At 66.8% G+C, this 16,642-nt stretch carries 13 protein-coding genes and 3 pseudogenes; 9 read left to right on the top strand and 7 right to left on the bottom strand.

Annotated features, from left to right (window positions below):
• Positions 1 to 2: 2 nt before the first annotated feature.
• From FPZ24_RS05435 to FPZ24_RS05420, 4 genes are all read right to left on the bottom strand, one after another.
• Complete coding sequence (locus tag FPZ24_RS05435) at positions 3 to 1,682, bottom strand: putative bifunctional diguanylate cyclase/phosphodiesterase (protein WP_146570073.1); 1,680 nt, start codon at positions 1,680 to 1,682, stop codon at positions 3 to 5.
• A gap of 66 nt (positions 1,683 to 1,748) precedes the next feature.
• Positions 1,749 to 2,318: a Smr/MutS family protein gene (locus FPZ24_RS05430; protein ID WP_240047631.1), complete on the bottom strand. Its 570-nt coding sequence runs from the start codon at positions 2,316 to 2,318 to the stop codon at positions 1,749 to 1,751.
• On the bottom strand, positions 2,293 to 3,534 hold the full coding sequence (gene mltA / locus FPZ24_RS05425; RefSeq protein ID WP_146570072.1) for a murein transglycosylase A: 1,242 nt from the start codon (positions 3,532 to 3,534) through the stop codon (positions 2,293 to 2,295). Before mltA ends, FPZ24_RS05430 begins: the two co-directional genes overlap by 26 nt.
• A gap of 64 nt (positions 3,535 to 3,598) precedes the next feature.
• Entirely contained in the window at positions 3,599 to 4,279 is a 681-nt protein-coding gene (locus FPZ24_RS05420; protein ID WP_146570071.1) for a Tim44/TimA family putative adaptor protein, read from the bottom strand.
• Between the two features lie 148 nt (positions 4,280 to 4,427).
• On the opposite strand from FPZ24_RS05420, the gene secB reads away from it, so the two are divergent.
• The 3 genes and pseudogenes from secB to trpS all read left to right on the top strand — a co-directional run bounded on the left by secB (position 4,428) and on the right by trpS (position 7,575).
• Complete coding sequence (gene secB, locus FPZ24_RS05415) at positions 4,428 to 4,928, top strand: protein-export chaperone SecB (RefSeq protein WP_146570070.1); 501 nt, start codon at positions 4,428 to 4,430, stop codon at positions 4,926 to 4,928.
• A 28-nt stretch (positions 4,929 to 4,956) separates the two neighbouring features.
• Positions 4,957 to 6,562: pseudogene (gene murJ, locus FPZ24_RS05410) on the top strand (murein biosynthesis integral membrane protein MurJ).
• Positions 6,563 to 6,570: 8 nt separating this feature from the next.
• Positions 6,571 to 7,575 carry a tryptophan--tRNA ligase gene (gene trpS, locus FPZ24_RS05405; RefSeq protein ID WP_146570069.1) on the top strand — a complete coding sequence of 335 codons (1,005 nt, stop codon included), beginning with the start codon at positions 6,571 to 6,573 and terminating at the stop codon, positions 7,573 to 7,575.
• A gap of 234 nt (positions 7,576 to 7,809) precedes the next feature.
• On the opposite strand, the gene dnaA is transcribed toward trpS, so the two are convergent.
• From dnaA to mutM, 3 genes are all read right to left on the bottom strand, one after another.
• Positions 7,810 to 9,189 carry a chromosomal replication initiator protein DnaA gene (gene dnaA, locus FPZ24_RS05400; RefSeq protein ID WP_240047630.1) on the bottom strand — a complete coding sequence of 460 codons (1,380 nt, stop codon included), beginning with the start codon at positions 9,187 to 9,189 and terminating at the stop codon, positions 7,810 to 7,812.
• A gap of 461 nt (positions 9,190 to 9,650) precedes the next feature.
• The gene (gene rpsT / locus FPZ24_RS05395; RefSeq protein WP_146570067.1) at positions 9,651 to 9,911 is read right to left on the bottom strand and encodes a 30S ribosomal protein S20; all 261 of its coding nucleotides are present in this window, start codon (positions 9,909 to 9,911) and stop codon (positions 9,651 to 9,653) included.
• 207 nt (positions 9,912 to 10,118) lie between these two features.
• Positions 10,119 to 10,931 (bottom strand): bifunctional DNA-formamidopyrimidine glycosylase/DNA-(apurinic or apyrimidinic site) lyase, encoded by an 813-nt coding sequence (gene mutM / locus FPZ24_RS05390; RefSeq protein ID WP_146570066.1) that lies wholly within the window; start codon positions 10,929 to 10,931, stop codon positions 10,119 to 10,121.
• Between the two features lie 156 nt (positions 10,932 to 11,087).
• On the opposite strand from mutM, the gene FPZ24_RS05385 reads away from it, so the two are divergent.
• The 6 genes and pseudogenes from FPZ24_RS05385 to FPZ24_RS05360 all read left to right on the top strand — a co-directional run bounded on the left by FPZ24_RS05385 (position 11,088) and on the right by FPZ24_RS05360 (position 16,641).
• Entirely contained in the window at positions 11,088 to 11,819 is a 732-nt protein-coding gene (locus tag FPZ24_RS05385) for a class I SAM-dependent methyltransferase (protein WP_146570065.1), read from the top strand.
• Positions 11,816 to 13,367: pseudogene (gene ubiB / locus FPZ24_RS05380) on the top strand (2-polyprenylphenol 6-hydroxylase). Before FPZ24_RS05385 ends, ubiB begins: the two are co-directional and overlap by 4 nt.
• Positions 13,367 to 14,473, top strand: a complete 1,107-nt coding sequence (locus tag FPZ24_RS05375; protein ID WP_146570064.1) for a hypothetical protein — start codon at positions 13,367 to 13,369, stop codon at positions 14,471 to 14,473. Before ubiB ends, FPZ24_RS05375 begins: the two are co-directional and overlap by 1 nt.
• Positions 14,470 to 15,768 (top strand): annotated as a pseudogene (locus FPZ24_RS05370) (bifunctional phosphopantothenoylcysteine decarboxylase/phosphopantothenate synthase). Before FPZ24_RS05375 ends, FPZ24_RS05370 begins: the two are co-directional and overlap by 4 nt.
• Positions 15,769 to 15,817: 49 nt before the next feature.
• Positions 15,818 to 16,264: a dUTP diphosphatase gene (gene dut / locus FPZ24_RS05365; protein ID WP_146570063.1), complete on the top strand. Its 447-nt coding sequence runs from the start codon at positions 15,818 to 15,820 to the stop codon at positions 16,262 to 16,264.
• Positions 16,261 to 16,641, top strand: coding sequence for a hypothetical protein (locus FPZ24_RS05360; protein WP_146570062.1), 381 nt, complete (start codon positions 16,261 to 16,263; stop codon positions 16,639 to 16,641). Before dut ends, FPZ24_RS05360 begins: the two co-directional genes overlap by 4 nt.
• The last annotated feature ends 1 nt before the right edge of the window (position 16,642 follow it).

The raw sequence follows: 16,642 nt of genomic DNA, 5'->3' as shown, positions 1-16,642 counted from the left end.
GTTCAGCTGGCCAGCGCCTCGCTCTGGTCGCCGCCGCGCGACCAGGCGATGAGCGTTTGTTCGTCCATCGGCTCCGCCACGGCGAAGCCCTGGACGACGTCGCAGCCGATCACGCGGAGGATCTCGGCCTGATCGACCGCTTCGATGCCCTCGGCGACGGCTTCGCAGCCCAGGCCGTGAATCAGGCCGATCATCGACTGTGCGATCTGGCGCGCCTCGACCTTGGTCGCGATGTGCTCGACTAGGGTCTGATCGAGCTTGATGCGGTCGATCGGCAGCGTGCGCAGTCGCGCGACGCTCGAATTGCCGGTGCCGTAGTCGTCGATCGCGATGGTGGCGCCGTCCGCGCGCAGTGCCGCCATCGCCTCGATCACGTCGCCGCTGCAATGCATCGCGAGCGTCTCGGTAATCTCCAGCTCGAGCAGGCGCGCGGGGGCGCCGGCCGCATGCATCGCGTCGCGCAGACGGCGGAAGAACATCGCGTGGTCGAGCTGACGCTGGCTGATGTTGATCGCCAGCCGCTGCTCCATCCCCGCATCGGCCCACCGCCGGATCGTACCCGCAACCTCGGCAATGACCCAGTCGCCGATCTCGACGATCAGCCCGGTCTCCTCGGCACGTTGCAGGAAGCTGGCGGGCAGCTTGATGCCATGAGTCGGGTGGTGCCAGCGCAGCAGCGCCTCGGCCGCGACGATACGACCGTCGGTAAGCGACATTTGCGGCTGATACACCAGGGCGAACTGGCCGCGCTCGATCGCGCTGCGAAGATCGACTTCGAGTTGCGCGCGATCGGTAAGTTGCGCGGCGAGTTCGTCGGAGAAATGCTCGGTCCGGCCGCGACCGCCGGCCTTGGCATGATACATCGCGGCGTCGGCGGCGCACATCAGGTCGTGGAGCGAGGTGCCGTGCGCCGGGCGCATGGCGATGCCGATCGACGCGCCGATCTCGACGTCCGCGCCGGCCAGATCGAACTGCTCGGTCAGCGCATAGAGCACGCCGCGCGCGATCCGCGCCGCCTGGTGCGCATCGTCGAGCTTCGGGAACAGCATGGTAAATTCGTCGCCGGCCAGTCGGCCTATCAGCGGCTTGGCGATCCCGCCCGCCGCCGTCACGCTGTCGGCGACCGCGCGCAGCCTGTTGGCGACCATGCCGAGCAGCACGTCGCCCGTCGCATGACCCATCGTGTCGTTGACCGCCTTGAAACGGTCGAGGTCGATGAACAGCAATGCCGCGACGTCGCCTGCGGGCATCTCCGACAATTGCCGTTCCGCGACGCGACGGAAGTGGGTGCGGTTGGGCAGATTGGTGACGGGGTCGTACATCGCGAGCCGATGCACGCTGTCGAGATTGGCGGCGACTTGCTGGAACAGGCCGTCCATCGCTTGCGCCAGATGCGGCACGACCACGCCGACCTCAGGTGGAACGGGTCCCTCGAGATCGCCGCGCGCCGCTTCCGCAATGCGCCCGATCGCCGCGTCGAGCGCGGCCGCGGTGGTGCCGATCGCACGCTCCGCCGCTGCCCAGGAAAACACCGCGCAGACGATCGCCGGTACCAGCGCACGGCTCAGATTGTCGAAGCTGAGCGTGCCATGCGACGTCGCGAGCACGGCGAGGATGAACACCACCGCGCCGGCGCACATGGCGAAGGTAATCGCCCGGCCTTTCAGCGATGCTGATTCCATTACGCTCTCGACGATCCCCGCTTCGCGCAAAACGCGCCCAATTGCGGAGATTTAGGGCCGAAAGGGTTAAAATTTCGGTGTTGTTCGAGGCCGTCTGAGCACGATGTAGAGTGCGCCGGTGCCGCCATGACGCGGGCTTGCGCCCCGCACCGCTGCGATCGCCTCCGCATGGCGCGAGGCGTGGAGCCAATCGCCGACTGCCGCGCGGATAGCGCCACGCGCATGCGGTCGTTCGCTCTCGCGACGCGGCGGCTTGCCGGTGATGAGAAGGATGACGCGGTCGCCGCGGGCGCGCGATCGATCGAGCGCGGCGTCGAGCATGCGATAGGCGGAGCTCAACGTTTGGCCGTGCAGATCGACCGTTGCGTCAGGTTCGACCGACCCGCGTGCGAGACGGCGATCCCAGCCGCCGTCGAGCGTGGTGCCGGGCGCCGTCTTCTTGAGCGCCTCGATCTTCCGCGGAACACTTGGGCGAGGCTTTGCAGCTACCGCCGCCGGTCGCGATATTGCCGAACCGACGGCCGGCTTCTCGATCGCTACCGGCTTGGCAGGCGTCGCGCCGGGCAAGGGAGTCACCGTCGCCATCACCCGCGCCCATAGCGCCGCCTCGTCAGCGCTGAGGCGTCGTCCCGCCACTTGCGCCCCCCTGCAACCGCGCGAGCGTCCCAACCGGCACCAGCAGCAACGCCGACCCGCGCGCCGACATGCCGCCCGCGATCGCTTCCGCCTCGCGCCCGCTGCCCCAGAACGTATCGACGCGGTTGCTCCCCTTGATCGCGCCGCCGGTGTCCTGCGCGATCCACAATCCGTTCGCATCGACCCGGTCCATCGACAGGAACACCGGCGCGCCGAGCGGGATGAACTTGGCGTCGGCCGCCACGGTGACACCGCCGGTCACCGGCAAGCCCAGCGCGCCGAGCGGCGGTCCGTCGAGCAAGCGGAAGAACACATAGGACTTGTTCTCGCGCATAATGTCGCGCCCCTGGTCGGGATTAGCCCGCAGCCACGCGACGATGTCCTGCATCGACCCGCGCTGGATCAGCCCGCGATCCTTCATCAGCTTGCCAATGCCGGTGTAATCGCGGCCGTTCTGGCTGTCATACCCGATCCGAAACGTCGATCCGTCCGGCTGGCGCACGTCGCCCGAGCCCTGCACCTGGAGGAAGAACAACGCGACCGGATCGGCGGCGTAACCGATGATCGGCGCGTTGGTCATCGCGCCGCTCTCGATCTGCGTGCGGTCATAATAGGGGACGAAATTCTTGCCCTCCACCCGGCCGCGGATCGACTTGCCCTTGAGCGTGTCGGAAAATTTGCCGAGATCGACGTCGATCAGATCGGTCGGGCGGCCGTAGATCGGCACCTCATACCCGGAGCGACGCAAGCGCGAGCCCAGGATTTCGGGAATGTAATAGCCGGTCGCGAACGCCTTGCCGTCACCGACTTGAATGGTTTCGAAGTTGGTGGCGAAGAAGGTCTGCGCATCGTTCGCCGTTTGCGCGGCGGAGCAGGCCGGCTGCCAATCGACGCCGCGAGTCAGGCCGGACACATCGGTGCGGCGCATCAGTTCGCGGCAACTGAGGCGGAACGCCGTCAGCGCCTTGCTGGCGCGCGCACGGTCGATGGTGAGAGAAGACACCGCCGGTCCGGCGATCAGCCCCGCTCCCGCCGCATTGGCGCCGGCGGCGACCGCATTGTTGTTGGTGATCGGCGGCAGCGGCGTGGAGGCGACGGGCTTGCGGACCGGTGCTGGTATCGAACCGGTGGACGACGACGGCGGTACGATCCGACCGCTGCAGGCTGCCAGCAATACCGTCAGCGCGATTACCGCAACCAGTTTAGACAGATTCACTCGCCGACCCCCTGCTACGTCGGCCGTTCAATGGCGGTACGCGGAGGATGAGACAATAGTCGGCTTACGCCTCGTCGGTGTCGGCGAGCTTCCAGTTCGGATCGCCGCTCTTGAGCGTGCGCGAGAAGGTCCAGACGTCGTGCGTCACCGTGGCATCGGTCAGCGACCCCGCGATCAGCGTTCCCTCGGCATCGCGCGTCACCGCGGCGATATCGGCATCGAACGCAACCGTGATCCGCACGGTCCGGCCGCTGATCGTCGCGTCGGTGATCAGCGCGCGCTCGATCGCGACTAGGCGATTCTCCAGCACATGGCCCGCTTCGCCGCGCGCCTTGATCGCTTCGCCGAAAGCGTCGCGGACATGGTCTTCGGTCAACCAGTCGAGCGTTTCGGTGTCGCCCTTCCAGAACGCCTCCAGGATCATCCGGTACGCATTCTTGGCGCCGTCCAGGAACCCGGCGACGTCGAACGACGGATCGGCGGAAATCAGCGCGCGCAGGCCCGATTGTGCCCGTGCCTCGATCGCTTGCGGACCCTGGTCGCGGACTTCGGGCGCGGACTCGACCACGCGCGGAATCGTCAGGGGTGGCGCCGGGCGATCGTCCGCCGGGTTGCGCAACACCTGCTCATGGCCGGTCCGCTTGCCGAGGACGGCATAGAGGCGCAGCCCCAAGAAGACGGCAACCATTGCGAGAATGACGATATAGACGAGCACCGGAACTCCACCTTGACCAGCGTCCAACATAGGCACAAGAAACGCACGATTCAAATACCGGGTCCATCGACCCGGCGTTGAACTCGCCCGAAGCGGCTGCTACGCGCAGCGCACTTCGCGGCGCCGCGTACCATGCGGGCGCGATTCCACCAATTCTGACAGGGAAGTATCACGGCAAATGGACGATCAAGTTAACGCCGACGCGAACGTCGCCAACGGTGCCGACAATCTGCCGGCGATCGGCATGATTTCGCAATATGTGAAGGATCTGTCGTTCGAGAGCCCGAGCGCGCCTGCGATCTTCCAGCAACAGAACCAGCCGAATATCGAGGTCGAATTCGGCATCGGCGTGAACAAGGTCGCCGACGACGTTCACGAAACGACGCTGAAGATCGAGGTCAAGGCCAAGACCGAAGAGATGACCGCGTTCATCGTCGATCTGACCTTTGCCGCGCTGTTCGGCGTGCGCAACGTGCCCGACGATCAGCTCCAGCCGTTCCTGCTCGGCGAAGCGCCGCGGCTGATGTTCCCGTTCGCCCGCCGCGTGGTGGCCGATGCGGTCCGCGACGGCGGCTTCCCGCCGCTGACGCTCGACCCGATCGATTTCGGTTCGCTGTATCTGCAGCAGCTCCAGGCTCAGGAGCAGGCCGCGACCGAAGGCGCCGCGGGCAACGCCTGACGCTTTCCCGGTCGCAAGGGACCGTTAGATGAACCTGACCAAGGCGCTGGGATCGGTCGGCGGGCTGACGCTCGCCAGCCGTATCCTGGCGCTGGTCCGCGATACGCTGCAGGCGACCTATGTCGGCGCGAGTTTCGCGTCGGACGCGTTCTTCGTCGCGTTCCGCCTGCCGAACATGTTCCGCGCCTTGTTCGCCGAGGGGGCGTTCTCCGCGGCATTCATCCCGATGTTCAACCGCAAGGTCGGCGAAAAGGGCGAGTTGAGCGCGGGCGTTGCGTTCGCCGAGGCTGCGCTCGCGGTGCTGCTGCCGATCCTTGCCGTGTTCACCATCGCGATGCTGATCGCCGCCTGGCCGGTGACCTTCGCGCTGTCGGGCGGCTTCACGCGCCAGGCGCCGACGCCCAGCCAGTTCGCGTTCGCGGTCGAACTGTCGCGGTGGACGATCCCCTATCTGACGCTGATCAGCCTGGCGTCTTTGCTCGGCGGGATCCTCAATTCGCTCAACAAGTTCTGGGTCAACGCCGCGGCCCCCATCCTGCTCAACATCGCGATGGTCAGCGCCTTGTGGTTCTTCCACGGTCACGGCCCGCAAGCCGCGTACGAGACCGCGCGGGTGCAGGCGATTTCGGTCACCGTCGGCGGCGCGATGCAGCTGCTGTGGTTGATGTTCGCCTGCCGGCAAGCGGGGGTCAGTCTGAAGCTGCGCAAGCCGGTGATGACCGATGACATGCGCCAGTTGCTCAAGCTGATCATCCCGGCAGCGATCGGCGCCGGGGCGGTGCAGGTGAACCTGGCGATCTCGACCGCGCTGGCCGGTGGGCTGCTCGACGAAGGGTCGATTTCGTACATCTACTATGCCGACCGGCTGAACCAGCTACCGCTCGGTATGATCGGGATCGGGCTCGGCACGATCCTCCTGCCCACCGTCTCGCGGCTGCTGTCGACCGGCAAGCATGACGAGGCGATGGATACGCAGAATCGCGGCATCGAGCTCGCGCTGTTCCTCACTTTGCCAGCCACGGTCGCCTTCATCGTCGGGGCGGAGCCGATCATCCGCGGGCTGTTCCAGCACGGCGCGTTCACCGCGCAGGCGACGACGGCCTGCGCCTGGGCGCTCGCCGGGTTCTCGGTCGGCCTACCCTCGTACGTCTTGGTCAAGGTGCTGACCCCGGGCTTCTACGCGCGCGAGGATACCAAGACGCCGGTGCGCTATGCGATGATCTCGGTGGCGGTGAACCTGGTCGGCAACCTGATCCTGATCCCGCTGATCCACCATGTGGGCCCGCCGCTGGCGACCGCGATCTCGTCGAGCGTCAACGTCGCCATGCTGTACTTCACGCTGCGCAAGCGCGGGCATTTCATTACCGACCAACGCCTCCGCCGCCGCGTCCCGCGCCTGCTGATCGCGGCGATCCTGATGGGCGTGGCGCTGTGGTTCCCTCGCCCCGCTGGTCGATCCGTACCTGACCGGCAGCCTGGTTCGCCGCGGGCTCGCGCTCGGCGCGTTCGTCGCAGGCGGCGGGGCGGTCTATGCGCTGGCGTGTTTCGTCACCGGCGCGTATCGGCTCAGCGACCTGAAGGCACTGCTCGGCCGCCGCCGCCCGGGCAAGCCGACCGGCCAGGAACAACTCTAGGAACCATGATGCGCGTCGTTTCCGGCATCCAGCCCACCGGCAATCTGCACCTCGGCAATTACCTCGGCGCGATCAAGCAATGGGTCGCCATGCAGGACGCGATGGGCGCGGACGACGTGTGCCTGTTCTTCCTCGCCGACCTCCACGCCATTTCGCTCCCGGTCGTGCCGAGCGAGCTGGCCAATGCGACGGTCGAGATGACCGCGACCTTGCTCGCCTGCGGTATCGATCCCGAGCGCTCGATCCTGTTCAACCAGACGCGCGTGCCGGCGCATTCGGAACTGGCGTGGTTGCTCAACGGTACGGCGCGGATGGGCTGGCTCAACCGTATGACGCAGTGGAAGGACAAGGCCGGCAAGAACCGCGAAGGGTCGAGTGTCGCGTTGTTCGATTACCCGGTGCTGCAGGCGGCGGACGTGCTGCTCTATCAGGCGACGCATGTGCCGGTGGGCGAAGACCAGAAACAGCATCTCGAACTGGCGCGCGACATCGCCACCAAGTTCAACCTCGACTACGGCACCGAGCTGTTCACCCTGCCCGAGCCGTTCGTGTCGAAGGCCGCGCCGCGGATCATGAGTCTGCGTGACGGCGGGGCGAAGATGTCCAAGTCAGACCCGTCCGACCTGTCGCGGATTAACCTCATCGATTCGGACGACACCATCGTGTCGAAGATCAAGAAGGCCAAGTCCGACGCCGATGTCCTGCCGAGCGACGTGGCGGGCCTGGACGGCCGGCCGGAGGCGAAGAACCTGGTGACGATCTACGCCGCCCTGGCGGACATCGCCCCCGCCGACGTGGTCGCGCAGTTCGGCGGCCAGGGGTTCGGCCAGTTCAAGCCGGCACTGGCCGATCTCGCGGTCGCCAAGCTCGGCCCGATCCGCAACCGGCTCACCCGCCTGCTCGACGATCGTGCAGCGGTCGCGGGCGCGCTGGAGCGGGGCGCGGAAAAGGCTCGCAGCCTAGCCGCACCGACCTTGCGCGCGGCGCAACAGGCGATCGGACTACAAGTCTGACGGCCTAAGTTGACACCAAGTTGACACTAGCGACGACGTTTCGAAGGAAGCGATTCGTCGGGCGAGTTCGGACGGGCGCGATGCGGCGGAACATCGCGAAACGATGTCAGGCGAAATCCTACATTGGAAGAGTTTTCGCGAGACGCCACGCCGTCAGACGGACGAGCTGTGCTCGCCCGCTGGCCGCCGTGGTGAGTCCGCGATTTGCTGACGCAATTCGCCGGCCGCCCGCACCTAGCCTTCCAGCTGCCGGATCAGCGCCTTCACCGCGCCGTCGATCTCGTGATCGCTCCCGCGCAATTCCTCGATCCGGCGCACGGCGTGGATCACGGTCGAGTGATCGCGCCCGCCGAACTTGCGACCGATTTCCGGCAGCGAGCGCGTGGTCAGACGCTTGGCGAGGTACATCGCGATCTGGCGTGGCCGTGCGACGACCACGGCGCGGCGCGCCGAGACCAGATCGACCGGCTTCAGGTCGTAATGCGCCGACACCGCGCGCTGGATCTCGTCGATCGTGATCCGCTTGGTGCCGCCGCGCAGCACGTCGCCGAGCGTCGCCTGCGCGAAGTCGAGGTCGATCGCTTCGCCCGTCAGTTGGGCATAGGCGACCAGCCGGTTGAGCGCGCCTTCGACTTCGCGCAGCGAGCCGGTGATCTTGAGCGACAGCAATTCGAGCACGTCGTTCGGCACATCGACGTCGGGCAGTTCGCCCAGCCGATGGTCGAGCAACGCGCGGCGCAGGTCCGCGTTCGGCGCCTTGATGTCGGCGACCAAGCCCATCGACAGCCGCGACACGATCCGCGCCTCGACATCGTCGAGCCCGTGCGGGTGACGGTCGGCGGTGATGACCAGCCGCTTGCCCGCCGCCGTCAGTTCGTTGATCGTATGGAAGAATTCGTCCTGCGTCGGCTTCTTGCCGGAGATGAAGTGCAGATCGTCGATCATCAGCAGGTCGGACGAGCGCAGCCGGTTCTTGAAGCCGTGCGTGTCGTTCGCCCGGATCGCGGCGACGAATTCGAACATGAAGCGTTCGGCCGACATCAAGATCACGCGCGCGTCGGGAACGGCGGCCAGATAGGCGTGGCCGATCGCGTGCATCAGGTGGGTCTTGCCGAGGCCGGTACCCGAATGAAGGAACAGCGGGCTGAACCGCGGTGTGCCCGGCTCGGCCAGCGCGCGCGCGGCGTTGAACGCGACGCGGTTCGACGCATCGACCACGAAACGGTCGAACGTCAGCCGCGAATCGAGCGCCGGGCGGTCGGCGGGTGCGGCGGCTGGCTTGGCCGGCTCGGGCTTTTCCTCGGCGGCGACGGCGCGCACCGGCGCGGTGGCCGAGCGCACCTCGATCGATACCGTGCGAATCGCCGGGACCGCGTGGCGGAACTCCTGGAGCAGGCGGTCGGCGTAATGGTTGCGGACCCAGTTGGCGGTGAACGCCGACGGCAGGGTCAGGCGGACCGTGGTCGCGTCGTCGCTATCGCCCAGCTCGATCGGCTTGAGCCATTGCTCGAACAGCCGCGCGCCGGCCGATTCGCGAAGGTTCTTGCGGATGCGTGCCCACGCGTTGAGCACTTCCCCCGGCACCACGCCTTCCCTCGCAACCAAACCCGCCACCACGATCCTTTCCCGTATTCGGACCGCGCACCCCCGCGCGCGACCCGGCCCCTCTGTTTTCCGGGCAGACGATCCCCCCAGCCGGAATTGCGATCCGTCTGATGGTGGCATCTGCTATTGGTCGGCCACGGCGCGAACGGCGTGACGAGGGATGTTTAGGAACAGCTTCGCGAGTCGATCAAGGGGGTAATCGTGACAGAAATGTGAAATAAAAACGTTGACTCGGTGAACGTACGGAAAACCGCCAGTCTTGGTTTAACTATCTGTAATAGAGCGTTTTTCAATCTGTAATGGTTCTTAACCTATGCGAATCGCGCAGATTTCCGGGAGTCTCTGAAACGGTTCGAATATGCGGTATGCACGGGTATGTTTTCGCGGCAAATCGATCCGCGCGAAATGCAAAAAGCCCGCCGGCGACATGGTCGCCGACGGGCATCTACCCCGCTTCGAAAAGCGATGACTTAGAGCGACGCGAGTCGCTTGGTCAGACGCGAGAACTTGCGGCTCGCGGTGTTCTTGTGAAGCACGCCCTTGGCGACGCCCCGCTGCAGTTCGGGCTGCACGGCGGCCAGCGCTTCGGTCGCAGCCTTCTTGTCGCCCGACGCCAGCGCCGATTCGACCTTCTTGACGAAGGTGCGGATGCGGCCGACGCGGTTGCCGTTGATTTCGGCGCGGCGCTCGTTGCGACGGATACGCTTCTTCGCTTGCGGCGTGTTCGCCATGAAAAACCCTCTGAGTTCGCTAAAAAATGGAACGGGCACAGCCAAGAGCCGCGCCCGGAAGCGGTGGCCCTTAGCGAGCGATGGAGATTCGGTCAACTGGTAGGTGGGGATACGCCGCCTTTTGTACGTGTTCCTGCGAAAGCAGGAACCCAGAGCCCAGAACGACGCAGCCTGTGGCCCTGGGCTCCTGCTTTCGCAGGGAGCACGTCAAGACTGGCATTTCGGACACCAGAAGGTCGATCGACCGCCCTCGACATAGCGCTTCACCGTCCCGCCACAGCCGCACGGCTCCCCCTCGCGGCCATAGACCAGGAATTCCTTCGAGAAATAGCCGAGATTGCCGTCGGGATGCACGAAGTTGCGGAGCGACGATCCGCCCGCCGCGATCGCCGATTCGAGAACCGCGCGAATTTCGGTCACCAGGCGATCGAGCTTGGCGAGGCTGATCCTGCTCGCCTCGCGTTTGGGCGAGATGCGCGCGGCGTACAGCGCCTCGCAGACGTAGATATTGCCGAGCCCCGCGACGATCCGCTGGTCGAGCAGCATCTGCTTGATCGACGCGACGCGCCCCTTGAGCGCCTGCTTGAGATACGCGCCGGTCAAGTCGGGGCCGAGCGGCTCCGGCCCCAGCGCCTTGAATGCTGGAAACGCGGCCAGCTCGGCAGTCGGCACCAGATCGACCGACCCGAACCTCCGCGGATCGCTGAGCGCGACGCGCCGCCCGCTATCGGTCTCGATCACCAGATGGTCGTGCTTCTCCAACTCGGTCGGATCGACGCGCCACCGCCCCGACATACCAAGGTGGAAGATCATCGTGTCGCCGCGATCGGTGTCGATCAGCCCGTATTTGGCCCGCCGGCCGAGCGCGGTGATCGTGGCCCCGGTCATCCGCTGCGCGAGATCGTCGGGGAACGGCCGCCGCAGGTCGCCGCGCCGGGTGACGACGCTCTTCAGGCGCTCTCCCTGCAGGACGGGCGTGAGCCCGCGGACGGTGGTTTCGACTTCGGGTAATTCCGGCATTGCGTTTCCCTACCCCCAAACGTCATCCCCGCGAAAGCGGGGACCCATCTCCGGGTGTGGCCTTGGTCACGGCGGCGGTAGTTAGGGTTCGTGCAGGAGATGGGTCCCCGCTTTCGCGGGGATGACGGGGAGAGATTGGGCCGCTAGAGCCGCGCCATGCCTGACACAGTCTCTTTCGGTTACGAGGACGTCGCGCCCGACGAAAAGACCCGCCGCGTCGGCGGCGTCTTCGCCAGCGTCGCGTCGAGCTATGACGTGATGAACGACGCCATGTCGGGCGGGCTGCACCGCGTGTGGAAGGACGTGTTCGTCCGCCGCGTGAAGCCGCGCGCGGGCGAGGCGATCCTCGACATGGCGGGCGGCACCGGCGACATCGCGTTCCGGCTGGCGAAGGCCGGCGCGGCGGTGACGGTCGCCGACATCAATCCCGCGATGCTCGAAGTCGGAATCGAACGTGCCGCCAAGCGCGGGATCGACGGGCTGGTGTGGAGCGAGGCCAACGCCGAAACGCTGCAATGGCCCGACCGCTTCTTCGACGCCTACACGATCGCATTCGGCATCCGGAACGTGACCGACATACCCAAGGCGTTGCGTCAGGCGCATCGCGTGCTGAAACGTGGCGGGCGGTTCTTCGTGCTCGAATTCTCGACGACGCTCTGGCCGGGATTTGCCGACGTCTACGACGCATACTCGCACCATATCGTCCCCAAGGTCGGCAAGGCGATCGCCGGGGACGAGGACAGCTATCGCTACCTGATCGAATCGATCCGCCGCTTCCCCAACATGGCGCGGTTCAAGGAGATGATCGGCGAGGCCGGCTTCGTCCAGACCAAGGTCGAACCGATGCTCGGCGGGCTCGTCGCCATTCATAGCGGCTGGAAGATTTGACCGCTCCCATCGTCCATACGTGGCGCCTGCTGAAATGGGGCCGCATTCTTGCGCGCCACGGGGCTTTGCAGGGGATCGAGCGCGACCCCAATACGCCGCCCAGGCTGCGCCGGCTGGTCAAGCTCGCCAGGTTCGGTGCGCGCGTGCCGAAGGTGCCGCGCTATGCCGATGCGTTCCAGGCGATCGGCCCGGCGGCGATCAAGCTCGGCCAGACGCTGGCGACGCGGCCCGATCTGGTCGGCGAGGATGCCGCGCACGATCTGATGCGGCTGCAGGACGCGCTGCCGCCCCTTCCCTTCGATACGATCCGCCGCGCGATCGAGGCAGGGCTCGGCCGGCCCATCGAAGCGGTGTTCGCGTCGATCGACGAAACCGCGGTCGGCGCCGCTTCCATCGCGCAGGTCCACCGTGCGGTGACGCTCGAAGGCGCCGACGTCGCGGTCAAAGTGCTGCGCCCCGGCGTCGAGGAGGACTTCGCCAAGGCGATCGACACGTACCAATGGGCGGCGGCGCAGGTCGAGGCCCTAGATATTAAAGGGGGGGGCGGCGAACTCGCCCGCCTGCGCCCGCGCCTCGTGATCGAGACGTTCAAGCGCTGGACCGCGCGCGAACTCGACCTGCGACGCGAGGCGGCCTCCGCCTCCGAACTGGCCGAGGCGATGCACGCCGAGCCCGATTACATCGTCCCCGCGATCGACTGGCAGCGGACCAGCGGCCGCGTCCTGACGCTCGAATGGGTCGACGGGATCAAGCTCGCCAACCGCGAGAAACTCATCGCCGCAGGACACGACACGCACAAACTGGCGAACACGCTGGTCAACGCGTTCCTGCGTCAGGCGATCTCGGAAGGCTTCTTCCACGCCGACATGCACCAGGGGGAATCTGTTCGCGACCCCCGACGGCAGGATCGCGGCGATCGATTTCGGGATCATGGGGCGGATCGACCGGCGCGCGCGGGTGTGGCTGGCGGAAATCCTCTACGGCCTGATCACGGGCAATTATAAGCGCGTCGCCGAAATCCATTTCGAGGCTGGCTATGTGCCGCCGCACCACAATGTCGCCGAGTTCGCGACGGCGTTGCGCGCAGTCGGCGAGCCGATGCGCGGCCTGCCGGTCAAGGATATGTCGGTCGGCATGATGCTCGACGGCCTGTTCAAGATCACCCGCGATTTCGACATGCAGACCCAGCCGCATCTGCTGCTGCTGCAGAAGACGATGGTGATGGTCGAGGGCGTCGCGACCAGCCTCGATCCCGACATCAACATGTGGGACACCGCCGCACCGTTCATCCGCGAGTGGATCCGGACCGAATTGGGGCCGGAAGCGGCGGTCGCCGATCGGCTGATCACCGACTTCCGCACGCTGTCGCGCCTGCCCGACCTGATCCGGCGCATCGAGGCGCATTACCCGGCGCCCGGCGGCGCACCGCCTGCCCCACCGCTCAAGGAGATCGAGGTCGTCCGGATCGGCGGCGGCTGGCGATACGTCGCGGTCGCGGTGCTCAGCGCGGCGATTGCCGTCGCGGCGACCTGGGCGATCATCCACTGATGGCGATCTGGCTCGCCGAGCCATCGCGTTTCGCGGCCCTGTCCAAAGGCCGCGCGCGGGTCGGACTGGCCCTGTTGCTGGTCCTCCTCGCCGCCACTTTGTCGGCGCTGCTGGTCCCGCAACCCGCCCCGGTCAGCGGCGATCCCGCCAAGCGGGGCGACGACCAGACCGACGTCGTGCTCTACGAAACGATCGTCGACGGCGTGCGCCACGGCGGCAATTATTACGAAGTCGCCGCGCAGGAATTGCGCGCCGGCGATTATCCGATGAAGCCGTTCGTCACCTTCCGCCTGCCGACGCTCGCGATGGTGCAGGCACTGATGCCGGCCTGGGCGGTGATAGGCCTGCTCTACGCGCTCGCGGCGGGGGTTATATTGGCGTGGTTCGTGCGATTGCGCCCCGCGTTCGCACGGCCGCCGCCGCTGATCGTGGCGATGGTGCTGCTCGCCGGCGGGATGGGCGCGTTCGTGCAGAGCGATCTCGCGGCGTTTCACGAAGTCTGGGCCGGCCTGCTGATCGCGCTCAGCCTGGCGCTGCGTCGCCCGGGGGGTTGGGTCGCCGCCGCCGGCATCGGCGCGCTGGCGATGCTGATCCGCGAGACCGCCGCTTTGTACGTCGCGATCATGGTCCTGCTCGCCATCCTCGAAGGTGAGCGCAAGGAAGCGGCCGGTTGGACGGCGGGCGTCGCGTTGCTGGCGATCGCCGTCCTCGCGCACGCGCACGCCGTCGCGCAGGTCGTGCGCCCGTTCGACCCCGCCTCGCCCGGCTGGGCAGGAATGCTTGGGTTCGGTTTCTTCGTCGAGGCGATGACGCTTTCCACCGCGCTGCGCCTCGCGCCGCTCTGGCTGGCGGCCTTGCTGATGGGGTTCACCCTGTTCGGCTGGGCGGCATGGCGGGACGGGACGGGTATTCGCGCGTTCGCGACCTTCTGCATCTACGCCGTCCTGATCAGCCTGTTCGGGCGCGTGGACACCTTCTATTGGGGGCTGATGGTGGCGCCCGCGATCTTGATCGGCCTGGCCTTCGTGCCCGACGGGCTGAAGGACCTGATCGCCGCCGCCTTCCCGAAGCGGCGCAAGATCACCGTCACGAGGATCACCCCATGAAACGCATCCTGCTGATCGTCGGTGGCGGCATCGCGGCGTACAAGGCGTGCGAACTGATCCGCCTGGCGCGGAAAGCCGGGATCGAGGTCAAGTGCGTCCTGACCACGGGCGGCGCGCAGTTCATCACGCCGATGACGCTGGCCGCCTTGTCGGAGCAACAAGTTTACACCTCGCTCTGGGATCTCAAGGACGAGACCGAGATGGGTCATATCCAGCTCAGCCGCGAGGCCGACCTGGTTGTCGTCGCGCCCGCCACCGCGGACCTAATGGCGAAGATGGCGGCGGGGATCGCCGACGACCTCGCCACCACCCTGCTGCTCGCGACCGACAAGCCGGTGCTCGCCGCGCCCGCGATGAACGTGCGGATGTGGCAGCACCCGGCGACCGTCCGCAACGTCGCGACCTTGCGCGGCGACGGCGTGACCGTGCTCGAGCCCGACGAAGGGCCGATGGCGTGCGGGGAATTCGGCCCCGGCCGCTTGCCGGAGCCCGAGGCGATCCTGAAGGCGATTACCGAGATGCTCGGTGCTTAGCCGCTCCCCTCCCTGGAAGGGAGGGGTTGGGGGTGGGTTGGCCCGCGCGGGAACGTTTCGCCCTCCCCATACCCACCCACCCCTAGCCCCTCCCTTCCAGGGAGGGGAAACAGTACCATGCTGACCGGCAAGCACATCATCGTCACCGCCGGGCCGACGCACGAGCCGATCGACCCGGTCCGCTATCTCGCCAATCGATCGTCGGGGAAGCAGGGCTTCGCCATCGCGGGCGCGCTGGCCGCGCTGGGCGCGCGCGTTACCCTGGTCGCGGGGCCGGTCACTCTCCCGATACCGCCGGGCGTCGATCGCATAGACGTCGAGACCGCGCTGGAGATGGCGGCGGCGGTCGAGGCCGCGCTGCCCGCCGACGCCGCCGTGATGGTGGCGGCGGTCGCCGACTGGCGCGTCGAGGCAGCGGGTCAAAAGATCAAGAAGGGCGCGAACGGTCCGCCCGTGCTCCGCCTGGTCGAAAACCCCGATATCCTCGCCGGCTTGTCGCGCAACCCGCGCCGTCCCGGGCTCGTCATCGGTTTCGCGGCCGAGACCGAGCATGTCGTCGATCACGCCCAGGCCAAGCTCGCGAAGAAAGGCGCTGACTGGATCGTCGCCAACGACGTGTCCGGCGACGTGATGGGCGGCGAGCGCAACGCGATCCACATCGTCACCGCAGACGGCGTCGACAGCTGGGCCGATGCGCCGAAGGACGAGGTCGCCCGCTTGCTCGCCGCGCGAATCGACGCCGCCATGACTAATCGCGCGTAAGCCATATGCCGGAGTCGCCCGCTAACCCGAGTTACGATACGCTATCGCAATGACCGATCCGATTCGCATCGCAATCAAGCGCTTGCCCAATGGCGGCGGGCTGCCCGTCCCGGCCTATGCCAGCGCGGGCGCGGCGGGGATGGATGTCGTCGCGGCCGAAAGCCTACGGCTCGCGCCAGGTGCACGCCAAGCCGTCGCCACCGGCTTCGCGATCGCGATCCCCGAGGGGTATGAGGTGCAAGTCCGCCCGCGCTCCGGCCTGGCGCTCAAGCACGGCATCACGTGCCTCAACACGCCGGGGACGATCGACCACGACTATCGCGGCGAGGTGAAGGTGATCCTCGCCAATCTGGGCGACGAGTCGTTCGAAATCGCGCGCGGGGACCGTATCGCCCAACTCGTTCCGGCCCCGGTTCAACGCGCGACGCTGGACGAGGTCGACGAACTCGACGACACCGATCGCGGCAGCGGAGGCTTCGGCTCGACGGGCATATGATCGCATTGTTTCTGGCGTTGCAGGCCGCGGCGAGCGTCGTCGCGCCGCCGACCGACTGGTCGGCGCTGCCGCCGCTCCGACTCTCCACCACGCCCGATTATCCGGCGTTGATGACGCAGTTCGTCCATGACGAGGTTGCCGCGGGCCGCTGCGCCGCGCCGCCTGCGGTCGCGGGCAAGGTGAGCATCAAGGTCGACATGGTCGTCCTGATCTCGCCGAGCGGCGACACGCTGCGCATCGTACCCAAGGCGATCAATTGTCCGACGGTCGAGCAATTCGCCGCCGGTGTCGTCCAGAAAGCGGCGCGCGGCAACCTGGCCGGCGCCCCGCCCGCGAGCGATAGCTGGTATCGGACCGGGATGACGCTTAGCTGGTGAT

It is taken from the genome of Sphingomonas panacisoli (assembly GCF_007859635.1).
In the GTDB taxonomy this organism is placed as follows: Bacteria; Pseudomonadota; Alphaproteobacteria; order Sphingomonadales; family Sphingomonadaceae; genus Sphingomonas; species Sphingomonas panacisoli.
Note: the sequence above shows the minus strand (reverse complement) of the source record. Positions and strands in the feature narration are given on the sequence as shown.

Coding starts and splice junctions, on each gene's coding strand:
- FPZ24_RS05435 (WP_146570073.1), bottom strand. CDS start 1,682: ATGGAATCAGCATCGCTGAAAGGCCGGGCGATTACCTTCGCCATGTGC.
- FPZ24_RS05420 (WP_146570071.1), bottom strand. CDS start 4,279: ATGTTGGACGCTGGTCAAGGTGGAGTTCCGGTGCTCGTCTATATCGTC.
- secB (WP_146570070.1), top strand. CDS start 4,428: ATGGACGATCAAGTTAACGCCGACGCGAACGTCGCCAACGGTGCCGAC.
- trpS (WP_146570069.1), top strand. CDS start 6,571: ATGCGCGTCGTTTCCGGCATCCAGCCCACCGGCAATCTGCACCTCGGC.
- rpsT (WP_146570067.1), bottom strand. CDS start 9,911: ATGGCGAACACGCCGCAAGCGAAGAAGCGTATCCGTCGCAACGAGCGC.
- mutM (WP_146570066.1), bottom strand. CDS start 10,931: ATGCCGGAATTACCCGAAGTCGAAACCACCGTCCGCGGGCTCACGCCC.
- FPZ24_RS05385 (WP_146570065.1), top strand. CDS start 11,088: ATGCCTGACACAGTCTCTTTCGGTTACGAGGACGTCGCGCCCGACGAA.
- FPZ24_RS05375 (WP_146570064.1), top strand. CDS start 13,367: ATGGCGATCTGGCTCGCCGAGCCATCGCGTTTCGCGGCCCTGTCCAAA.
- dut (WP_146570063.1), top strand. CDS start 15,818: ATGACCGATCCGATTCGCATCGCAATCAAGCGCTTGCCCAATGGCGGC.
- FPZ24_RS05360 (WP_146570062.1), top strand. CDS start 16,261: ATGATCGCATTGTTTCTGGCGTTGCAGGCCGCGGCGAGCGTCGTCGCG.